At 40.1% G+C, this 16,608-nt stretch carries 17 protein-coding genes and 1 rRNA gene; 5 read left to right on the top strand and 13 right to left on the bottom strand.

What is annotated here, in order from left to right:
* Positions 1 to 81: 81 nt before the first annotated feature.
* Positions 82 to 603 (top strand): peptide-methionine (S)-S-oxide reductase MsrA, encoded by a 522-nt coding sequence (gene msrA, locus I2F31_RS00090; RefSeq protein WP_195769888.1) that lies wholly within the window; start codon positions 82 to 84, stop codon positions 601 to 603.
* Positions 604 to 634: 31 nt separating this feature from the next.
* On the opposite strand, the gene I2F31_RS00085 is transcribed toward msrA, so the two are convergent.
* From I2F31_RS00085 to I2F31_RS00065, 5 genes are all read right to left on the bottom strand, one after another.
* Positions 635 to 1,039 (bottom strand): ExbD/TolR family protein, encoded by a 405-nt coding sequence (locus tag I2F31_RS00085; protein ID WP_195769887.1) that lies wholly within the window; start codon positions 1,037 to 1,039, stop codon positions 635 to 637.
* The gene (locus I2F31_RS00080) at positions 1,039 to 1,632 is read right to left on the bottom strand and encodes a MotA/TolQ/ExbB proton channel family protein (RefSeq protein WP_195769886.1); all 594 of its coding nucleotides are present in this window, start codon (positions 1,630 to 1,632) and stop codon (positions 1,039 to 1,041) included. The genes I2F31_RS00085 and I2F31_RS00080 overlap by 1 nt, the downstream gene beginning before the upstream one ends.
* 31 nt (positions 1,633 to 1,663) lie before the next feature.
* Positions 1,664 to 2,422, bottom strand: a complete 759-nt coding sequence (locus I2F31_RS00075; protein ID WP_195769885.1) for an energy transducer TonB — start codon at positions 2,420 to 2,422, stop codon at positions 1,664 to 1,666.
* A 297-nt stretch (positions 2,423 to 2,719) separates the two neighbouring features.
* On the bottom strand, positions 2,720 to 3,988 hold the full coding sequence (locus I2F31_RS00070; RefSeq protein WP_195769884.1) for a dicarboxylate/amino acid:cation symporter: 1,269 nt from the start codon (positions 3,986 to 3,988) through the stop codon (positions 2,720 to 2,722).
* 122 nt (positions 3,989 to 4,110) lie between these two features.
* Entirely contained in the window at positions 4,111 to 4,977 is an 867-nt protein-coding gene (locus tag I2F31_RS00065) for an acyl-CoA thioesterase (RefSeq protein ID WP_195769883.1), read from the bottom strand.
* Positions 4,978 to 5,213: 236 nt separating this feature from the next.
* On the opposite strand from I2F31_RS00065, the gene plsB reads away from it, so the two are divergent.
* Positions 5,214 to 7,784, top strand: coding sequence for a glycerol-3-phosphate 1-O-acyltransferase PlsB (gene plsB, locus I2F31_RS00060; RefSeq protein ID WP_195769882.1), 2,571 nt, complete (start codon positions 5,214 to 5,216; stop codon positions 7,782 to 7,784).
* A 14-nt stretch (positions 7,785 to 7,798) separates the two neighbouring features.
* Here plsB and I2F31_RS00055 read toward each other — a convergent pair whose 3' ends face one another.
* The gene (locus I2F31_RS00055) at positions 7,799 to 8,617 is read right to left on the bottom strand and encodes an NAD(P)H-binding protein (RefSeq protein ID WP_195769881.1); all 819 of its coding nucleotides are present in this window, start codon (positions 8,615 to 8,617) and stop codon (positions 7,799 to 7,801) included.
* Positions 8,618 to 8,635: 18 nt separating this feature from the next.
* Between I2F31_RS00055 and recG the strand changes: the two genes are divergently transcribed.
* Positions 8,636 to 10,675: an ATP-dependent DNA helicase RecG gene (recG, locus tag I2F31_RS00050; protein ID WP_195769880.1), complete on the top strand. Its 2,040-nt coding sequence runs from the start codon at positions 8,636 to 8,638 to the stop codon at positions 10,673 to 10,675.
* Positions 10,662 to 11,291, top strand: a complete 630-nt coding sequence (locus I2F31_RS00045) for a ComF family protein (protein ID WP_195769879.1) — start codon at positions 10,662 to 10,664, stop codon at positions 11,289 to 11,291. The genes recG and I2F31_RS00045 overlap by 14 nt, the downstream gene beginning before the upstream one ends.
* A 2-nt stretch (positions 11,292 to 11,293) precedes the next feature.
* Here I2F31_RS00045 and I2F31_RS00040 read toward each other — a convergent pair whose 3' ends face one another.
* Positions 11,294 to 11,878, bottom strand: coding sequence for an LOG family protein (locus tag I2F31_RS00040; protein WP_195769878.1), 585 nt, complete (start codon positions 11,876 to 11,878; stop codon positions 11,294 to 11,296).
* A 143-nt stretch (positions 11,879 to 12,021) separates the two neighbouring features.
* Between I2F31_RS00040 and I2F31_RS00035 the strand changes: the two genes are divergently transcribed.
* Positions 12,022 to 13,032, top strand: a complete 1,011-nt coding sequence (locus I2F31_RS00035; RefSeq protein WP_195769877.1) for a CorA family divalent cation transporter — start codon at positions 12,022 to 12,024, stop codon at positions 13,030 to 13,032.
* Between the two features lie 45 nt (positions 13,033 to 13,077).
* Here the strand turns inward: I2F31_RS00035 and I2F31_RS00030 are convergent, their stop codons facing one another.
* From I2F31_RS00030 to rrf, 6 genes are all read right to left on the bottom strand, one after another.
* The gene (locus I2F31_RS00030; protein WP_195769876.1) at positions 13,078 to 13,377 is read right to left on the bottom strand and encodes an STAS domain-containing protein; all 300 of its coding nucleotides are present in this window, start codon (positions 13,375 to 13,377) and stop codon (positions 13,078 to 13,080) included.
* 3 nt (positions 13,378 to 13,380) lie between these two features.
* On the bottom strand, positions 13,381 to 14,007 hold the full coding sequence (locus I2F31_RS00025) for an MlaC/ttg2D family ABC transporter substrate-binding protein (RefSeq protein ID WP_195773267.1): 627 nt from the start codon (positions 14,005 to 14,007) through the stop codon (positions 13,381 to 13,383).
* Between the two features lie 19 nt (positions 14,008 to 14,026).
* Positions 14,027 to 14,704 carry an outer membrane lipid asymmetry maintenance protein MlaD gene (gene mlaD / locus I2F31_RS00020; RefSeq protein WP_195769874.1) on the bottom strand — a complete coding sequence of 226 codons (678 nt, stop codon included), beginning with the start codon at positions 14,702 to 14,704 and terminating at the stop codon, positions 14,027 to 14,029.
* The gene (gene mlaE / locus I2F31_RS00015) at positions 14,704 to 15,480 is read right to left on the bottom strand and encodes a lipid asymmetry maintenance ABC transporter permease subunit MlaE (protein ID WP_195769873.1); all 777 of its coding nucleotides are present in this window, start codon (positions 15,478 to 15,480) and stop codon (positions 14,704 to 14,706) included. Before mlaE ends, mlaD begins: the two co-directional genes overlap by 1 nt.
* Complete coding sequence (locus I2F31_RS00010; protein ID WP_195769872.1) at positions 15,477 to 16,295, bottom strand: ABC transporter ATP-binding protein; 819 nt, start codon at positions 16,293 to 16,295, stop codon at positions 15,477 to 15,479. The genes mlaE and I2F31_RS00010 overlap by 4 nt, the downstream gene beginning before the upstream one ends.
* 176 nt (positions 16,296 to 16,471) lie before the next feature.
* Positions 16,472 to 16,586: ribosomal RNA gene (gene rrf, locus I2F31_RS00005) — 5S ribosomal RNA — on the bottom strand.
* Between the last annotated feature and the right edge of the window lie 22 nt (positions 16,587 to 16,608).

Genomic DNA, 16,608 nt, shown 5'->3' with positions numbered 1-16,608 from the left:
CACAAGCTTACTATGTTTCTATATAAAAATTTCTAAAAAAAAGTAAAATAACACTTATGATTTAGCAATATGAGAAAAGACATGCAAAAGGCAATGTTTGGCGGTGGTTGTTTTTGGTGTATAGAGTCCGTTTTATTAGAACTTAAAGGCGTACATCTGGTTGAAAGTGGCTACGCGGGTGGCAAAACTACAGACCCAACCTATGAGCAGGTCTGCACAGGAACAACAGGTCATGCTGAGGTGGTATATATTGAATATGATGAACAGGTGATCACCTACCAAGACCTATTGAACGTCTTTTTTGGCATGCATGATCCAACCACACTCAACCGACAAGGCAATGATGTGGGGACACAATACCGTTCTGTGATTTTCTTTTATGATGAATTGCAAAAAACTATTGCGACCACAATGGTTCATGATTTAATTACAGAAGGGATAAACGTTGTCACAGAGATAGAGCCTGTGTCTAACTACTATAAAGCAGAAGAGTATCACCAAAACTTTTATGCAAAAAACCCAGAACAAGGTTACTGCAACTTTGCTATTCCACCAAAGCTATTAAAACTACGTCAAAAGTTCCAACACTTACTTAAAGCATAATAAAAAGGAGGCTAAACAGCCTCCTTTTTTATTAGTTTTCACTCATAAAGGACAGATCACTTAGACCCGCCTCACTGGCTCTAGACATGACTTGAGCAACCGTATCATAACGCGACTCTTTGTCTGCACGTAACTGAACTGTTGGTTTTTGCTCTGCCTGACCTGCTTCTTGGAAGCGTTTTGCTAACTCATCTAAAGTAATGACTTCAGCATTCCAAGCCAGCTCACCCTTCGCGTTAATACTAATCGTAATTGCTTTAGGTGGCGGTGTTGATATTTCCGCTGTCGTTTTGGGTAAAGTCAACGGAATAGATGGATTAGACACTGTTGCTGTGACCAAGAAAATGATCATTAAAACTAGCATAATATCAATCAATGGAATGAGGTTCATTTCATTCATGCCAGAATCTTGATCTTCACCCAATTGAAAGCCCATTAACCCTCTCCTCTCGCTTGAGGTTGTGTTGCTTTAACATCTAACATGGTGTTAATTAACAAGTGATGTGCTTGGTCTTGTAAACCATGAGCTAAAGCACGATTACCACGTAAGCAAATGTTATAAGCCAGTACCGCAGGAATCGCAACAGCCAAACCAAAACCAGTCATAATAAGTGACTCACCTACTGGGGTTGCAACCTGAGCAAGACCTGCTTGGCCTGTGCTTCCCACTGCTACAAGTGCATGAAAAATACCCCACACTGTACCAAACAAACCAACAAATGGTGCAAGTGATGCGATTGTTCCTAGTACAGGCACGCCTTTTTCAATACCTGTTTTTTGCTCTGCAATTTCACGTAACAATGCTTGCTCAGCAACCGCTTTACGTTGTTCAAAGGTCAAACCTGACAATTGTGCTTTTAATGTTGTTAACGATTGTTCTAAACGTGCAAATGCAGTTTGCTTAAGTTTACGAGTCCCAATCAAACGCACAAAAAATACCGTCCATGTAATAATAGACATCGTTAATAGTACGAAATAAAGGGTTTTACTTACTGCATCTGCACTTTGCCAGTACACTGAAAAATTCATTACTTGTTTCCTAATTTGTTAGCAATATTAATTAACTTAAGTCAAATGGTTGTTGTGCTTTAATCGGATAAGCCACGCCATTTTCCATATACGGTTTAAATTTTGCACCACGTACAGCACGTAGTATTTTTTGGTCAAGTGCAGGTATCCCTGAGCTTTTCACAACAACCACACTGATAATTTTGCCTTTCTCATCGGCTTCAATCAGTACCACAATCGAACGAGGAGAACCTCTTAAATCACTTTGCTCATACGAAGGTTTCGGAGAAAGACTCCATTGCACACCGCTACCCCCAATACTTACACTTTTCGGTGTTTTTTCTGCAGGCTCTGCAGCAGGTGCAGGTTGAGGAGGTGCTGGTGCAGGTTCTGGTTGCGGTACAGGCTTTGTTTCAACCGTAGAAACTACAGGAGGTACAATCACGGGTTGAGGTTTTTCAACCTGTTGCACTTCTCTTTTTGGTTGCTCAGCCTTTTTCACTTGCTGTACTTTTTCTACTTTTTTAGGTGGTGGCGGTGGATTTTTAACAATCTTGACCTCTTTCACCTCTTTTTTCGGTTTTGGTGGCTCTTTCGGTTTTGGTGGCAACGGTTTTGGAGGTTGCTGAATTTTCACAAAATGAGCCTGAATCGGTACTTTTTTCACTGTTTTTACTTCATGTGGCTTCATTTGCCCCAGAGCCCACAAAACAGCAATATGGCCAACCACTACAGCTGTGAAAGCAACACCCGCTTTGATTTTCATATTTTTAGGAGAAGGATTTGAATTTAACACAGAGGAGTGACTCATAGCACAATAGTGACCTTGTTATATGATCTGTTGAACGGTTATACAACCATATATTTAATTAGATGATACTACTCACCTATAATAAATGAGAAGTGTTTTCATTTGCAACCTGTTTTTGCAGGCATTATGTAGGTTTTAAGTACTTATCTGAATACAAGCTAAGATGCAAATAATGTATAGTTATAACATAACAAATACTATAATTATGCATGAATTTATTTTTTATTTTCGCTATAGACAAAGATAATGCACCACTAAACCTATATTTTACATAGGTTTAGTGGTGCATTAATCTTTTTAAGCAGAGGTCACTTCTTTGGTTGGCAAGTGATCAACATCTTCATCTTTCGTATAACGATCAACCACAACACTCACCATCATATCGCCTTCAACATTGACCATCGTTCTTACTGTGTCTAAAACACGGTCAATTGGCAGTAAAATAGCAATGGCTTCGGCAGGTAATCCTACAGATTGTAAAACCATAATCATGGTCACCATACCTGCACTTGGAATACCAGGTGCGCCAAGTGATGCAATCATGGCAGTTAAACAGACAATTATTTGCTGTGTGAGGCTTAAATCTAAGCCAATCAAGTTCGCTACAAATAAAGCTGCTGCCGCTTCATATAAAGCAGTACCATCCATATTTAAGTGAGAGCCTAAAGGAATCACAAAACCTGTAATCTTAGGACGAACACCTAAATTTTCTTGTGCACACTTCATACTCAAAGGCATGGTTGCAGAACTTGAACTGGTGGCAAATGCAGTAATAAGTGCTAAACGAGCACCTTTAAAGAATTTCCACGGCGACATTTTGCCAAAAATCCATAACAACAGTGGCAATACAATCAAACCATGAAACAGCGTTGTACCTGTGACAATCGCAGCAAATTCAGCAAGACGGCTTAATACAGATAAATCTTCTTTAGCAATCAATTTGGCCAAGAGTGCAAAGATACCGAATGGCGCTAACTTCATGACCCAAGAAACAACCATCATCACCAAGTTAAAAAACTCTTCATTAAAGGTGCGAATGTTTTGAAACTTTTTACCGCCATACACCAATGCCAGACCAATAAGCATGGCAAACACCACAACAGATAAAACATTACCATCACTAAATGCTTTAAATGGATTGATTAAGGTATTTTGAATAAAATTGGTAATAAATGAAGATGTATCTAGACTTTGGGCAGGGCTATGATACTGGTCCATGGCATGCTTAAACAAAGTTACATCCATGCCCTTACCCACTTCAAAGATATGAGCACAGGTTAAACCTAAAATCAGAGATAAACTCATGGTGGTAAAACTACACATGAGTGTAACTTTCCAGACTTTACCCAGTTGCTTACCCGACTCTAGGCTGGCAACCCCCACCACAATTGATGTAAAAATCAGTGGCACAAGTAGCATCTTTAAACAACCAATAAAAATGCTACTCATAATACTTAATCCATAAATACTGTTGCTAAACAACGTAGTATCAGGATAAAGACGCAGAACACAACCAACGACAACCCCAAGCAGTGCTGCGATAAAAATTTGGGTATTTAGACTCATAATTGTCCATTTTTATCTTGTTCTAATACTTAATCATATAACATTAGTTAAAATTTGCATCACTTTTTTTAAACAAAAATATGAAATTTTTTATTAAAACAGCACTTTACTCGTGTTATAGATTAGGACTCCCGTAATCGCATTAAGCCCTCTTGCACAGTGCTACAGACAAGCTCACCGTCTTGCCACATGTAGCCATAATTCATGCCACGTGAGTTACTGGTCACTGTTGCTTCCATGTCATATAGCACCCATTCATCGGCACGCATCGGTTTATGAAAGTAAATGGCATGGTCAATACTGGCACACTGAATGTTTGGCGAAAGATAACTCAAGCCATGTGGTCGAAGTGCAGTGGTCATCAAAACAAAATCTGAATAAAAGGCTACAATTGCTTGATGCAATGCCACTTGATCATGTTCATTTTGCAATACATCGTGTGTTTTCACATAATGTGCATATACAGGTTCAGCAGGTTTAGGACGAAAGAAATTACGCACATCACTCAACGGCTTTAGCTCAATGTGTCGTTCACGCATAAAACTTGGTTTGAGGGGCTCAGGTATAAAGCGAAGCATACTTTCTTTAATCTCTTGCTCGCCTTGTAACGTATCTGGGTGTGGGTAGTCTGGTTGTTTTTTCTGATACTCCAATCCTTCTTCAGCAGAAGCAAAAGAAATCAAAGCAGTGAAAATGGTACGCCCATATTGAATTGCACGGACTTGTCGACTTACAAAACTTTGCCCATCTCTTAAACGTTCAACCTCGTAAGTGATTGGCTCATTAATATCTCCACCACGTAAAAAATAACCATGCAATGAATGTGCAGGGCGATCTGTAGTATATGACGCAGCACGTAATGCTTGACCTAAAATTTGACCACCAAATACACGTTTCCCGATCAAATCACGACTTTGACCAAGGTATTTATTTTCATCTAGTTTTTCTAACGTTAAAATTTCGATCAGTTCTTGCGTTAACCTAGTCATTCTTACTCAGCTATTGATTACTATTTTTAAAGTAAGTGTATTAGATCATTTTTTTTTGACGCTGTATTTTGCTATTTCTTCCACTTTTTTACTATTTCTGTCTATATTCAATGGCATTTTTTATAGTTTTACTGTCTTAAAAGACACATTTTGGGTAAAATCACCGTTTCGAGCGTATGTTAGCTCTATTTATTCATGTTCAATCAAAGTAAATAGGGTGTTTAGAGGAGTGTTTCATGCCCAAGCGTAGTTTTGGTCAAATCTATCGTAGATTATCAAGTAAAGTGCTTGACCTAGTGGTAAAACCACGCGTACTTGGCGACGTCCCTACCCTACAAGCAACAGAACAAGACACACCTCAAGACCATGAACACCCAACTGCTGTCTGCTACGTATTGCAAAGTTACTCTCGAAGTAATGCTTTGGTACTTGATGGTGAAACACGGCGTTTAGCCCTACACCCTGCACTTGAACCACTGCAATTAGAACAACACATAGAAAAAACCTCAGTCTTCTTTTTGCAACATCAAGACACCAGTTATTTAGCCAAACATAAACACGCACTTCCACCCAAGCTACTACGCCTTATTGCGTTTATCGAAGCCAATCCAAATGCAGACATTCAACTGATTCCTGTTACAGTCTTGTGGGGGCGTTCGCCAGACAAAGAAGACTCTTTATTTAAACTACTTTTTACCGACACATGGGCTACACCAAGCAAGGTTAAACAACTGGTCAACATTGGCTTACATGGTCGACAAACTTTTTTAGAGTTTCATAATAAACACTCTTTACGTGCATTGGTTGCCACAGCAAAAGAAACACATGCCAATCTTTCGCCTGCAACCTATATTGTCAACCATTTAAACCAATATTTAGACCGTCAACGAGAAGCAGTACTTGGGCCAGATTTATCTGACCGCCGTAACGTCATTCAATCTTTGATGAAATCGCCCGATTTAGAAGAATCTATTCGCCGTGAAAGTATTCGCAGTAAAATCAGTTTATTTGAAGCTGAACGTAGAGCGGTTGGCTATATCAATGAAATTGTATCTGACTACTCATATTCCACCATACGCTTTGGTGATATGGCACTTACTCGACTGTGGACGCAACTGTATGACGGCGTTGAAGTGCATAACTTTAATACGGTACGTGAGTTAGCCAAAGACTACGAAATCATTTACACCCCATGTCATCGTAGTCATATCGACTATTTACTTTTATCTTATATTATTCACCGTCGTGGCCTCATGGTACCATATATTGCCGCAGGCGATAACCTCAACTTACCACTCGTTGGACAATTTTTACGTGGTGGCGGTGCCTTTTTTATTCGTCGCTCGTTCCGTGGTAATGGACTATACACTTCGGTATTTAAAGAATATTTATACAGCATTGTATCTAGAAATACGCCTTTAGAGTACTTTATTGAAGGTGGTCGCTCTAGAACAGGTCGCTTACTGCCACCAAAAACAGGCATGTTAGCCATGACTGTACATAGTCACCTACGTAATAAAGGTAAAAATAAACCAATTGTATTTATTCCAACCTATATTGGCTATGAACGCCTTATGGAGGGCTCAACCTATATTGGTGAGCTACAAGGTAAACCTAAAGAGGCCGAGTCTATTTTAGGCTTAGTCAAAACCATTCGAAAAATTGAACGTATCTTTGGGCAAGTACATCTCAACTTTGGTGAGCCTGTATTTTTAGATGATGTGTTAAAACAACATCAAGCCGATCATATTCGCATTGAAAAAAATGACGACCCAATTCCAACAGAAATCTCTGAGGCCATTACCAGCTCAGCCTATGAAATTTTAGAAAAAATTAATAATGCGGTCGTGATTAATCCTGTCACATTATTATCACTCATTCTACTTTCAACAGAAAAACATACCGTCAGTGAAGAGCTCTTAGTCAAACAACTAGACACCTATCTAAGCATTGCACGAGCACTCCCATACGATACACGTACTGAAATAACGAAATTTTCAGGTGCAGAAATCATTGCACACGGGCTAAAACTCAAACTAATTCAGCGTGTACCACATGCACTGGGTGACATTATTGCCATTGCAGATGACCAAGCCGTTTTACTCACCTATTTTAGAAATAATATTTTACACGCCTTTATTTTACCGTCACTCATTGCATCGCTCGTTGACTTAAATGGTAAAATTGCGCGTACAGACCTCGTTAACGTGATGGTTACACTGTACCCATTCTTGAAAGCTGAACTGTTTACCAAATGGGATAGCACAACGCTTGCACCTGCGATTGAACAATATATTGACCAACTGATAAAAGTCGGCCTGATCAGCACAGATGGTACATACCTCATTAGCCCAACGCCAAATACAGAAACCCATGACCAAATTGTCATTTTGGCAGGTTCAGTCAAGCAAAGCCTTGAACGCTACTACATGATTTTAGCCATTATTACACAGCGTGGTTCAGGCAATATTTCGGTTAAACAAGTCGAAGATTTAGGCTACCTACTTGGTCAGCGTTTATCTGTACTCTACGAATACAACTCACCTGACTTTTTTGATAAATCGTTGTTCCAAAGCTTCTTAAAAGTACTCACACAAAAAGGTTATATTCGTGTACAACAAGGTTTAATTGAGTTTGATCAATACCTTACCAATACCGCACAGTATGCAAATTTAGTCTTAGATGACACCAAATTAAATATGCTCAAACACATCACCCAATTTAGTGATGAAGAGCTACAAGAAGCCTTAAGTGCATTGGCTGCTGATAATGCAAAACGGCGTTCACGTAAAAAAACCAAAAAATAAGCCAACCAAAAGCATCAGTCATCTGATGCTTTTTTATTGATGACTAGTTGCTTCAAATACACATCAAAGCAATTTGGATACTCAAGATCAAAACCCAAAGCTTGTAGATTCGTTGCATAGATTTTTTTGCCTGTTTCAGCTGTAGCCTTATATTTGAGTAAAGGTAGCCCACATTGCTTTTGAAACCACATTAACACCTCATGTAATGGATACGGTTTTGAATCACTGACAATATAATGTGACTTCAACGTCTCTAATGTAGCAAGTGTTGCTAAAAACCGTGCTAAATCATCTATATGTATACGATTTGTCCAATGCAATTGTTCATACTGTGTCGTATTTTTGGCAAGCTTAAGCATACGCTCTACGCTGGCACCATAAATACCCGATGGCCGAACAATCACACAACGTGTAGTAAATGCCTGCGCATAAGCCTGTTCCATGCCATGCAAAATCTGCCCTTGCACATCATTCGTTGCCACTGGGGTATCATCATTCACCACACCACCCACATGCCCGTTATAAACACGTGTTGAAGACACCACAATACAGCGTTGTATCGGGTGCTGACCTAAAGCCTGAATAATCGCCTCTGCACTGTTCAAATAAGTATCTTTATAACTTTCTATACTCCGCTGTTGTGGGCTCAATAAAATATACACACAATCAATCGGATCGAGCTGACTTAAATCAATCTGAGCAATATCTTGGCATAAGTGAGGCACACCTGTTTTTTCTGTACGACTCAGTGCAGTAATTTGATGACCTTGTGCAAATAAATGTTTTGCAACTCGCTGTGATGTTTTACCATAACCTATAAATAAAATATGCATGATATGACCTAAACCCATATGGCTTTAATTCGTGACCTCAAAGGCGTGACCACAACCGCCTGCAACCTACTTGAAAAGCTCCATCTATTTAGCACAGATGATCTGCTGTTTCACTTGCCTCGTGATTACGAAGATCGTAGCACGATTGTTGCCATGAACCAATTAAGCATTGGGCGAAGCTACTTGCTTGAGGGGGAAGTCAAATCTGTCGACTTTCCACCAGGTAAACGTAAATCTATGGCTGTACAAGTCCAAGATGAGTTTGGCAAAGTCACTTTACGCTTTTACCATATTTATAAAGCACTTACCGACAAACTCACCATCGGCCAACGTGTACGCTTCTTTGGTGAAGTCCGTATTGGCGCAAGGGGGTTAGAACTGTATCACCCTGAAATACTCACATTAGAACCTTTAAGCCAACACAGTCGCTTAACAGCCATTTATCCAAGTACAGAAGGGCTGAACCAAAAAAAACTGAGAGAATATATACAAAAGGCCTTTGACTTACACAGCCAAGAATTAACAGAATTACTACCCGCAAAATTCAGCAATGGTTATGCATTGAAAGATGCATTGTCCTACATACACCACCCACCGTTACAAGCCAACATGCAACAGCTTATGCACGGTCAACACCCTGCACAGCAACGGCTTATTTTAGAAGAACTGATCAGCCACCAACTCAGTTTACTCACGCGTAGAGCCTATGTTCAACACACGGCATCTGCACGCTGTCAGCCCAGTAAACAGCTTGTTAAAGCACTTTTGGCAACCTTGCCATTTTCACTGACCAATGCACAGCAACGTGTTTCACAAGACATACTCAATGACCTCACACAAAATAAACCCATGCTCAGGTTAGTACAGGGCGATGTGGGTGCAGGAAAAACCCTTGTTGCCGCCGTGGCTGCCTGCCATGCTCTAGAGTCAGATTGGCAAGTCGCTCTTATGGCACCCACTGAAATTTTAGCGGAACAACACTACCTTAACTTTAAACGCTGGTTAGAACCCTTAGGCATACAAGTCTCTTGGTTATCGGGTAAACAAAAAGGCAAAGCACGCCAAGTTGCAGAGGCGACCATACAACAGGGCATTGCTAAAATGGTGGTAGGCACACATGCCCTATTTCAAGACAGTGTGGCTTTTAAACAACTCGGCTTAGTCATTATTGATGAACAGCACCGCTTTGGCGTAGACCAACGCCTTGCCTTAAGAGATAAAGGGCCCAACCACACCACACCACATCAACTCATCATGACCGCCACCCCCATTCCTCGTACACTCGCCATGAGTGCTTATGGTGACCTAGATACATCAATCATTGATGAACTGCCACCCGGGCGTACCCCAATCCAAACGGTTACTGTACCGTTAGAACGCAGAGAAGATGTCTTACAACGCATTGCCAACAACTGTGCTGAAGGTAAACAAGCCTATTGGGTCTGTACCTTAGTTGAACAATCTGAAACCCTAGACGCTCAAGCCGCTGAAGCCACCTACGTAGAAATACAACAACGCTTTCCCGAACTAAATGTCGGTTTAGTACATGGAAAAATGAAAGCCAACGAAAAACAAGCAGTCATGCAATCTTTTAAAGACAATGAACTACAACTACTCATTGCCACCACAGTCATCGAAGTCGGTGTCGATGTACCCAATGCAAGTATTATGATTATCGAAAATGCAGAGCGTTTAGGTCTTTCCCAACTGCATCAGCTCAGAGGACGTGTTGGACGAGGTGCACAGGCCAGCTTTTGTGTATTGCTTTATAAAAACCCACTTTCACAGCATGGTCAAGAACGCCTTAGCATTTTAAAAGAAAGTAATGATGGCTTTGTGATTGCAGAAAAAGACCTACAAATTCGAGGGCCGGGCGAACTCCTTGGTACAAAACAAACAGGCGACTTAGGCTTTAAAGTTGCCAACTTAGAAAGAGACCAGTACCTACTCGACCAAGCACAACACATTGCACAGCAACTCATGCAACAAGACCCAAAAACCGTTGATGCCCTGCTCAACCGTTGGCTACCCAATGCCCCTCGTTATGCTTATGTTTAATCTACTTCTTTCAAAACTTAGCACACTTCAACCATGTGTGCTGTGTGAACATGCAAACGCTCAAAATCAACGTAGTGTTTGCAACGACTGTTGGCAACACTTAAAAGTCCAACCACAACATCTCAACAAGCAAGATATTTCAATCCTTACCACAGCACAGTACCAATATCCGATCAATAAAATTATTCAAAAATTCAAGTACAACCATCAACTACAATACCTCAGGCTATTTAGCGACTTGCTCGATCAGATTAAAATACCCAACGTGCAAGCCATAGTCGCTATGCCCATCTCTACCGCTCGTTTACATGAACGAGGCTTCAACCAAGCACATCTTCTGGCAAAGATCATTGCAAAAAAATACCGCCTACCCATTTGGGCCCCCATTGAACGCATTAAAGAGCACAGCCAAAAAGGGCAAAGCCGTAGCGAACGACTCACTAACAATATTCAGCAGCAGTTTAAAATAAAAGACAAACAGCGTATCAAATATCGTCATGTTTTAATTATTGATGATGTGGTCACCACAGGCAGTTCTATTCAAGCATTGAAACTCAAACTAGAACAAATCGGCTGTAAACACATTCATGTCATTTGTATCGCTGCTGTCGCATAAAATTAAGGCACAACCTGATCTTGTGCACCCCATTTGGGTTCAGGTCTTTGATAGTTCTCAAATTGTGTAACCAAGGCCTCAATCTGATCAGACACACACAGTGCTGTGGCAAAACGTGACTGCGTAAACCCAGTACGAACCGTCTGCTCAATCATCTCTAATAACGGTTGATAAAACCCCTCAACATTTAAAAAACCACATGGTTTTGTATGTATACCCAACTGAGCCCAAGTCCATTGTTCAAAGATTTCTTCTAAAGTACCCGCGCCTCCAGGCAATGCAATAAAACCATCTGACAACTCAGACATCTTTAACTTACGCTCATGCATAGATTCGACAATATACATTTCCGTCAAGCCCTTATGTGCAAGCTCCATACCCACCAAAGCCTTTGGCATGACACCAACAACTCGTCCACCTGCCTGTAATGCACTATCAGCAACAACACCCATTAAACCTGAACGACCGCCGCCATACACCAAAGTTTTACCCTGCTTAGCCAAATAACGGCCCGTCTGTTCGGCAGATTCAATAAAACACGGTTCAAGCCCGGGTTTAGAACCACAAAAAATTGCGATAGATTTCATAAAAACGACCTAATTATCAGTAATAATAAAGCAAAGTGTATGTTTTTCATGCAAACAAGAAATTGAACACTGTTTTTAATCTTTTGCTTGACTAAAATACACACATCATTGCAACCATTCTACTCAAAGGAGAACATGCTCCAATGCTTGAAGCTTTTTATGCCACAGAGCGTGGTAGTTTGGAAGATGGCGCCATCAACGGCGGCTTTGACCTACACCCAGACTGGGTATGGGTCGATCTTATCGCTCCATCTCAAGAAGAACAACAATGGGTCACTGATGCCTATCAACAAAATCTTCCAACGCTCAAATCGTTAGAAGATATTTCATCATCTGCGCGCTTCTACCGTGATGATGATGGCGTACTTCATGTGAGTACCTACTTTCTCACCAAAAATAGAAACTATCAAGCAGACAATGAGCATGATGATGACGGTATCTTAGCCACCGTACAAACCGTTGCTTTTATTTTGAATCAAGAACGCCTAATTACCCTACGCGGTGAAAAACTTTTAGCTTTTCGTGCCTTTCGCTCACGTGCAAGACGTAATGACTACGACCGTGACTACAAAGACCCAATTTGGATTTTACTTGGTTTATTTGAGGCAAAACTTGATGAACTCGCCGATATTCTAGAAGACATTCACAAAGACCTTGAAAAATATTCGACCGATGTGCTTAACAACCATCACCGAGAAAAACATCTCGACCTAGATGACATGATTACCCGTTTAGCACAACAAGAGGACATGCTCGGTAAAGCACAGCTTTGCCTGATTGATTTACGTCGTATTCTCACTTTCTTGTCTAGACCACGGGCCTTAGGCAGTCATATTTATGACTCAGAAATTCGTGAAATGAGCGAAGATGTACGTTCACTGGTTGAACATAATGCATTCTTATTCCAAAAAGTCCGCTTTTTAATGGACACCACTTCAGGGTTCATTAATACTGAACAAAATGATACTATTCGACGCTTCTCTATTTTACCAAGCATGCTTGCACCACCCATGCTCATTTCTAGCGTATATGGTATGAACATTGAAGAACTTCCTTATGCACATAGTCCCATTAGTTTAGTCATTGTTGGTGGTTTTTTATGTCTTTCTTTTATTGGTCCCTATTTTTATTTTAAATGGAAAAAATGGATTTAAAAAACAAAAAAAGCATCATTCAGATGCTTTTTTTGTTCGTTGATGTTATGCAACCATCTTTAGTTGATGCTCTAAATGACAAGACTGTATAATCTTCAACATTTTATTTGGCACAGACTTAAACACCAAATCATCAAAACTTGGTACTTGACGTAACCATTGCACAAACACAGCAAGCACCAACGTATTTCCATGTTCTAAAGCAGATAAATCAATCACGACTGGGAAAGAAGCGTGCTTCAAGATCACCTTTAGCCCTTGTTGATACACTTGCTCGGCATTGGTAAAGTCAATCTTGCCTTGAATCACCAAAGCCTGATTGACCACCCTTAATTCAGCTCGCATCGCTTACTTCTTCACTGCTGCATCAGCATCGGGTTGGAAACTTGCAATCGCTTTATCTAAATCACCACCTGAACGTTGCACACTCGAAGCAAATTGATTTCTAAACTGTAAACCTAAATCAATACCCGCAACATTGATATTACGAATTTTCCATTGATTATTGTTATCAGACAATTGGAAAGCAATCGGGGTTTTTTGACCCTGATTAATAAAGTCTAAAGTCACCACCTGATAAGCGCTTGCCGATGGACGATATGGACGAATCGCATATGACTGATTTGAATATTTAGCCAAAGCGGAACCATAGTTTTGAATCAAACTTTGACGTAAACTCTTCTCAAAATTTGCACGCTGTTGTGGGGTACTACTTTGCGGAGAAGCATACGTCCCCATCACAATACGGGTAAAAGCTTGTACGTCTACATACGGTTCTAAATTTTGTTTCACAATTGCATTTACTGCAGCTGGATTATTTTGTAATTGGTTATGCTCCGCTTTTAAACGGCCAATCAAACCGTCAGCGACAGTTCTAATAAAGTCATTCGGTGCTTGGGCTGGAGCCGCAACTGCTGTGCCAATACTTGCAACTAAAGCAGTCGCTACCATCATTTGTTTAAATACATTTGTCAAAACATTCACTCCTAAAACACTATTCAGTAAACGATGGTTGTGCATCTTTTGTAGATTGGGCTGGTGCAGTATCTGAAGAATTGGCTTCAGTACTTGGGCTTGATTTACCCATACCTGTCACAAACTTACTAATTAAATCTTCAAGATCCATCGTACCTTGAGTATTATTAATACTTGAACCAGGCTTTAAATAACTTACGCCACCGCCGGGTACAATTTTCAAGTATTTTTCACCTAGCAAGCCATTGGTTGCAACCATAATATAAGCATCTGAATCTATATTTGTAATGGATTTCATGCTATCTAACAGTTGTTTTTCCATTTCTTTTTGTTTCTGAGCGTTTGCTTGTTGATAATCATCGCCATAACGTAATTCTTCTAACGAATCCTTTTCAACTGATTTTAATTGGTCAGGAGAAAATGTCGTTAAGTTTTTATCAAGCGAAAATGTTACCTTTGCTAAACGTGATACAGGATCTAAACTAATTGCATCTACACGACCAACAGTCACACCACTCATAGTCACTTTAGCACGGTTTTTTAGCCCATTTACATTATCAAAAGTTGCTGTCATTTGATAGGTTGTACCTAAACTACTACCTGCTAAACCACTGACTTTCATCGCTAAAAAGAATAAAGCTAAACCGAAGAGAATCACAAATATACCTACGGTCAATTCACTCACACGAGCTTTCATTAGACGCCTCCAAACATGACCGCAGTCAACACAAAATCAAACCCTAAAACACATAATGATGAATACACAACTGTTCTTGTTGTCGCTGTCGCAATTCCTTCAGACGTTGGATTACATGCATAACCTTGGTAAACAGCAATCCAAGTACATACCACTGCAAAAATAATACTTTTAATCACGCCATTAAGTACATCATGAAAAAAATTCACACTACTTTGCATGCCACTCCAAAATGAACCAGCATCTACACCTAAAAAGTCCACACCAACCAATTTACCACCAAAAATTCCAACAGCCGCAAAAATTACTGTCAGCATAGGCAAACTTACAATACCTGCCCATAATCGTGGTGAAACAATTCTTTTTAGAGGGTCAACACCAATCATTTCCATGCTAGAAAGTTGCTCTGTGGCTTTCATCAGCCCTATTTCAGCAGCTAATGCAGAACCAGCACGGCCTGCGAACAATAATGCTGCAACGACAGGAGCAAGCTCTCTTAACAAAGTCAGAGCAACCATTGTGCCCAACATAGACTCACTACCAACGTTTACTAAAATAGTATAGCCTTGCAAACCAATGACTAAGCCAATAAATAGGCCAGACACAACAATAATTAGTAAAGATAACACACCGACTTTATACATTTGCTGTATAAACAAACGTATGCCGATCACTGTTGGCTTAGACAGCATAATCTGAAGCAGTAATAAGGTAGCAACACCTATACCACGTACTGCATTAATCACATAACGACCTAATAAGGCTATCGCATTCACGACGTTACCTCTTGGTTTAAATATTCAGTGGAATTAAATTGAAAACCTACAGGACCCTCAGCATGACCATTTAAAAACTGCTGTACAAAAGCAGATTCGTGCTGAACAAGCTGTTCAGGTGTACCTTCACCCTGAATACGGCCATCTGCCACAATATAAATATAATCAGCGATCGACATGGTTTCTTTAACATCATGCGACACAATAATTGTTGTTAAATCTAATGCATCACGCAATGACCGAATTAAACGTGTAAGTACCCCCATAACAATAGGGTCTTGTCCTGCAAAAGGCTCATCATACATAATCAATTCTGGGTCAAGTGCAATCGCACGTGCCAAAGCAACGCGACGATTCATACCACCAGATAACTCAGATGGCATTAATTTTTCAGCACCTTTCAAACCCACAGATTCTAATTTCAAGGCAACAAGTTCAGCAATCAAATGTTCTGGCAGTTGAGTATGTGCACGTATCGGGAAAGCGACATTTTCATAGACTGACATATCAGTAAAGAGTGCACCACTTTGAAAAAGCATACCCATTCTTGCACGTGCAGCAAATAAGTCATGCCTGCTCATTGTCGAAATATCGACACCATCTAAAAATACAGTGCCTTCATCGGGTGATAATTGACCACCAATCAAGCGGAGTAATGTTGTTTTACCTGTACCAGATGGACCCATAATTGCAGTGACTTGACCACGTCGAATTTGCATATCTACATTTTCGTAGATTACTCTGTCACCACGTTTAAAACTTAAGTTTTTAATGCTAATTAATGCATTTAAATCTGATGATGCAATATTATTCATAATAAGTGCTTCATGGCTATTTAACAGGTAGCATAAAGAAGTTCATTTATTTTATCTACATTATTTTAAAAGCAAAACTATAGTTTTTTTGAAATCGAGTCTTCATGATTCACTATTAATTTTTTCCAGCATAAAAAAAAGCCCCCTTATTATAGGGGGCTTTTTAAGGAATAAGATGCTGGCGATGACTTACTCTCACATGGGTAATCCCACACTACCATCAGCGCGAAGAGGTTTCACTTCTGAGTTCGGGAAGGGATCAGGTGGTTCACTCTTGCTATAGTCGCCAGCATAACTGTTTATGGACTGTTTT

The sequence above is a fragment of the Acinetobacter rathckeae genome (assembly GCF_015627125.1).
Classification (GTDB): Bacteria; Pseudomonadota; Gammaproteobacteria; order Pseudomonadales; family Moraxellaceae; genus Acinetobacter; species Acinetobacter rathckeae.
Note: the sequence above shows the minus strand (reverse complement) of the source record. Positions and strands in the feature narration are given on the sequence as shown.

Coding starts and splice junctions, on each gene's coding strand:
- msrA (WP_195769888.1), top strand. CDS start 82: ATGCAAAAGGCAATGTTTGGCGGTGGTTGTTTTTGGTGTATAGAGTCC.
- I2F31_RS00085 (WP_195769887.1), bottom strand. CDS start 1,039: ATGGGCTTTCAATTGGGTGAAGATCAAGATTCTGGCATGAATGAAATG.
- I2F31_RS00080 (WP_195769886.1), bottom strand. CDS start 1,632: ATGAATTTTTCAGTGTACTGGCAAAGTGCAGATGCAGTAAGTAAAACC.
- I2F31_RS00075 (WP_195769885.1), bottom strand. CDS start 2,422: ATGAGTCACTCCTCTGTGTTAAATTCAAATCCTTCTCCTAAAAATATG.
- I2F31_RS00070 (WP_195769884.1), bottom strand. CDS start 3,988: ATGAGTCTAAATACCCAAATTTTTATCGCAGCACTGCTTGGGGTTGTC.
- I2F31_RS00065 (WP_195769883.1), bottom strand. CDS start 4,977: ATGACTAGGTTAACGCAAGAACTGATCGAAATTTTAACGTTAGAAAAA.
- plsB (WP_195769882.1), top strand. CDS start 5,214: ATGCCCAAGCGTAGTTTTGGTCAAATCTATCGTAGATTATCAAGTAAA.
- I2F31_RS00055 (WP_195769881.1), bottom strand. CDS start 8,617: ATGCATATTTTATTTATAGGTTATGGTAAAACATCACAGCGAGTTGCA.
- recG (WP_195769880.1), top strand. CDS start 8,636: ATGGCTTTAATTCGTGACCTCAAAGGCGTGACCACAACCGCCTGCAAC.
- I2F31_RS00045 (WP_195769879.1), top strand. CDS start 10,662: ATGCTTATGTTTAATCTACTTCTTTCAAAACTTAGCACACTTCAACCA.
- I2F31_RS00040 (WP_195769878.1), bottom strand. CDS start 11,878: ATGAAATCTATCGCAATTTTTTGTGGTTCTAAACCCGGGCTTGAACCG.
- I2F31_RS00035 (WP_195769877.1), top strand. CDS start 12,022: ATGCTTGAAGCTTTTTATGCCACAGAGCGTGGTAGTTTGGAAGATGGC.
- I2F31_RS00030 (WP_195769876.1), bottom strand. CDS start 13,377: ATGCGAGCTGAATTAAGGGTGGTCAATCAGGCTTTGGTGATTCAAGGC.
- mlaD (WP_195769874.1), bottom strand. CDS start 14,704: ATGAAAGCTCGTGTGAGTGAATTGACCGTAGGTATATTTGTGATTCTC.
- I2F31_RS00010 (WP_195769872.1), bottom strand. CDS start 16,295: ATGAATAATATTGCATCATCAGATTTAAATGCATTAATTAGCATTAAA.